General features: G+C 52.5%; 2 protein-coding genes. Both read right to left on the reverse strand.

What is annotated here, in order from left to right:
* Positions 1-103 (reverse strand): hypothetical protein (locus tag FLQ44_RS24985; protein WP_439144933.1); only part of this gene is annotated, 103 nt, incomplete at its 3' end.
* A gap of 70 nt (positions 104-173) precedes the next feature.
* Complete coding sequence (locus FLQ44_RS14435; RefSeq protein WP_369126613.1) at positions 174-272, reverse strand: MbeD/MobD family mobilization/exclusion family protein; 99 nt, start codon at positions 270-272, stop codon at positions 174-176.
* Positions 273-276: the final 4 nt, after the last annotated feature.

Consider the following 276-nt stretch of genomic DNA (forward strand, 5'->3'; position numbering starts at 1 on the left):
TGCCTTCTTGACGAAGAGATTGAGCAGAACCTTTACCCACATCACCATAACCGATCACCAATGCACGACGTCCAGATAAAAGCATATCTGTACCACGTTTGATGGCCCACTCCGAACCCGTGCCGCGCGTTCCTGTACCTCATGTCTGTACCGGGCACGCTCCTGTTCATCCCTTAGCTGTTGTTCGCGATAAATAACCGACTCAAGCGATCCACTTGCCCGGCTAATCTCTCCACCTGCTGACTCAATATCACGACGCGCTCGTTCAGTATCGCG

Source organism: Vogesella mureinivorans (assembly GCF_007644035.1).
GTDB classification, from domain to species: Bacteria; Pseudomonadota; Gammaproteobacteria; order Burkholderiales; family Chromobacteriaceae; genus Vogesella; species Vogesella mureinivorans.